The organism is Mesorhizobium sp. M7A.F.Ca.AU.002.02.1.1 (genome assembly GCF_003998535.1).
In the GTDB taxonomy this organism is placed as follows: domain Bacteria; phylum Pseudomonadota; class Alphaproteobacteria; order Rhizobiales; family Rhizobiaceae; genus Mesorhizobium; species Mesorhizobium ciceri.
Genome location: NZ_RZPB01000771.1, coordinates 1 through 2,806, shown reverse-complemented (window position 1 = coordinate 2,806; position 2,806 = coordinate 1). Strand labels below are relative to the sequence as shown.

The 2,806-nt window shown below is 63.3% G+C and carries 3 protein-coding genes; 2 read left to right on the top strand and 1 reads right to left on the bottom strand.

All coding sequences use genetic code 11. The features are described 5' to 3' along the window. Positions 1-149 precede the first annotated feature (149 nt). Entirely contained in the window at positions 150-1,286 is a 1,137-nt protein-coding gene (locus tag EN879_RS31005) for a VWA domain-containing protein (protein WP_063168527.1), read from the top strand. Next, positions 1,286-2,173, top strand: coding sequence for an amidohydrolase (locus EN879_RS31000; protein WP_063170273.1), 888 nt, complete (start codon positions 1,286-1,288; stop codon positions 2,171-2,173). The genes EN879_RS31005 and EN879_RS31000 overlap by 1 nt, the downstream gene beginning before the upstream one ends. A gap of 4 nt (positions 2,174-2,177) precedes the next feature. Here the strand turns inward: EN879_RS31000 and EN879_RS30995 are convergent, their stop codons facing one another. Continuing rightward, positions 2,178-2,585, bottom strand: a complete 408-nt coding sequence (locus EN879_RS30995) for a carboxymuconolactone decarboxylase family protein (protein WP_127274481.1) — start codon at positions 2,583-2,585, stop codon at positions 2,178-2,180. Positions 2,586-2,806: the final 221 nt, after the last annotated feature.

Sequence of the window (2,806 nt, the reverse complement as noted above, 5' to 3'; positions counted from 1 at the left end):
GCCGGACATCTCCCCCTCAAGGGGGGAGATCGGATGTCATCCCCGCTTTCGCTAATCGCTGACGTCGCCGAACAGAGCGAAGCGCCGAAGCTGCCAATCTCCCCCCTTGAGGGGGAGATGTCCGGCAGGACAGAGGGGGGCGACACAGAATGATGCGGGAAACAAGCTTCCCCCGCGCCGCCTCGCCATTCCTGGGTTTTGCCAGGCTCTTGCGCCGCTACGGCTTTGCCATAGCCCCCGAGCAAGTCTCCGGCTTCATGCAGGCGGTGACGTTGCTCGGTCCACGCTCGATGGCCGACATCCGCGAGGCGGCCCTCGCCACCCTGGCGCCGCCGCCCGACCGCCGCGACGAATTCGAAGCGCATTTCCAGAGCCATTTCTATGGCAACAGGTCCGCCGTGGTCGAAGGCGACGCCGACGAGGAAACCCGCATCAAGGATGATGGCGGTGCGAGCCAGGAAGAGATCGAGGTCATCAGCCATCAGGAAGGTGGCGAACTCTCTTCCGGCGCCGAACAACTGAGTACCCGCGATTTCAAGCGCGACGACGACAACCTTGCCGCTTTCCGCCGCAGGCTCGCTTCAGCCTTGCCCGCCCGCCGCTCGTTCCGCACCGTGCGCACGCATTCGCGCGGCAAGCTCGATCTGCGCCGGTCGCTGCGGGAAATCGTCAGCGCCGATGGCGACGTGCCCTCGCCGCTGCTGCGCCGCCGCCAGACCGTGCCGCGCAAGCTGCTGCTGCTGATCGACGTTTCCGGCTCGATGAAGCTGCACACCGCAGACTATCTCAAGCTGGCGCATGCCGCCGTGCAAGGCGCGGACCGTGCCGAGATTTTCACCTTCGGCACGCGGCTGACCCGCATCACCACGGCATTGCGCATCCGCGACGGCGACCAGGCATTGGCCCGCGCCGCTGTCCAGGTCGACGATTGGGACGGCGGCACCCGCATGGGGCCGACGCTGCTCGCCTTCCTCTCGGTGCCGCGCTTTTCAGCCTTTGCACGCGGTGCCGCTATCGTCATCCTATCCGACGCGCTGGAACGCGGCGATCATGCCGAGTTGGAGACAGCCATGCGGCGGCTGAGCGCCCGCGCCTTCCGGCTGTCGCTGGCCACACCTTTGGCCGGCGACCCGCGCTTCCGGCCGGCAACGGCGGCACTTCGCGCCATCCTGCCTGACCTCGACGATCTCGTCGACGGCTCGTCGCTTGCCGGTCTCACCGATTTCATCCTGTCGCTCGCCCGCCCTGCTCCGGCGGCGGCGACAATCTGGAAGAGGGTTTCATGATGCAGAAAACCATCGACGCACATTTTCACATCTGGCGCCAACAGGATCAGCCATGGCTGGTCGGACCGATGGTGCCGCGCATCTTCGGCCCCTACGAACCGATCCGGCGCGACTATCCGATCGAGGAATTTCTCGAAGACCAGAGGGATTCAGGCGTCGAGAAGGCCGTCTACGTCCAGACCAACTGGGCCAAGGAGGATTTCGAGAAGGAAGTCGCTTTCCTGCAGAAGACGTCCGACGAAACCGGCTGGCCGCATGCCATCGTCGGCTACACCGACATGACCGTCGACGATATCAGGCCTCAGATCGATCGCTTGATGAAATACAAGCTGCTGCGCGGCCTGCGCATGCAGTTGCACTGGCACGAGACCCCGGCCTTCCGCTTCGCCGCCTCCGCCGATCAGGTGATCGACCCGAAAGTGCGCGCCAATGTGGCGCGGCTCAAGGATTATGGCCTGTCCTTCGACCTGCAGCTCTTCCCCGCCCAGATGAAGGACGGCCTGACGCTGGTCGGCGAGAACCCCGAAACGAATTTCATCCTCACCCATGCAGGCATGCTGACCGGCATGGAACCGGAAACCACCGAGGCCTGGAAGGCAGGCCTGCAAACGCTGTCGGCGGCGCCCAATCTTTACGCCAAGCTGTCGGGCCTCGGCACCTTCGTCCACCGCAACGATCCCCTGCTGATCGCCTATGTCGTAGACAACGCGATCGATATCCTGGGCGCCGACCATCTGATGTTCGGCTCGAACTTCCCGATCGAGAAGCTGTGGACCAGCCACGCTGAGCTGATCAAGGCGCACCGCGACGCGGTGGCCAAGCATGGTGCGGTGGCCGAGGCGGATATCTTCTGGAACACGGCGGAGAAGGTTTACCGGCCGGTGTGACGCCTCACTTCACCTCGAACTGCGGATCGACTGGAATCTGCATCGCCGTCACCAGATGGTTGGTCTGGCCGGCGAGCCCGATGATCGACACCAGTTCGCCATGCTGCGCATCGGTCATGCCCTTGGCGCGGGCTGCCGCCGTGTGCGAGTGGACGCAGTAGGAGCAGCCATTGGCGGTCGACGCCGCGATGTAGATCATCTCCTTGGTCAGCGGATCGATGGCGCTGTCGGCGACCATCACCACCTTCAACTGTTCCCAGATCCGCTTCAGCGCCGGAGGATCATTGGCCAGCCCGCGCCAGAAATTGTTGACGAAATCAGATTTGCGCGTCGCGCGGATGTCTTCGAACACGGCTTTCACGGCGGGAATCTTTTCGACCTCGGCATCGCTGAGGAGTTTTGTGGTGGCCATGGGGTTTTTCCTTCGTTGGATCGTTGCGTGAATTGAATCAGGTCTTGAGCAATTGCGGCCAATCCACTCGTCCGATTCACTTTTCCAGCGCCGGCGTCTAGATTCAGGTCAGGCCGAGTCGAAAATGGTGGGTTCCGAGAACCGGAGCGGAGCGTACTTTTCGTACGTGAGAACCGGAAGCGCAGGAAACCGCCATTTGCAGGCCGGCCTCACCTGAATCT

Excerpts from the sequence above, each read along its gene's own strand:
- EN879_RS30995 (WP_127274481.1), bottom strand. The coding sequence starts at position 2,585 with ATGGCCACCACAAAACTCCTCAGCGATGCCGAGGTCGAAAAGATTCCC.
- EN879_RS31005 (WP_063168527.1), top strand. The coding sequence starts at position 150 with ATGATGCGGGAAACAAGCTTCCCCCGCGCCGCCTCGCCATTCCTGGGT.
- EN879_RS31000 (WP_063170273.1), top strand. The coding sequence starts at position 1,286 with ATGCAGAAAACCATCGACGCACATTTTCACATCTGGCGCCAACAGGAT.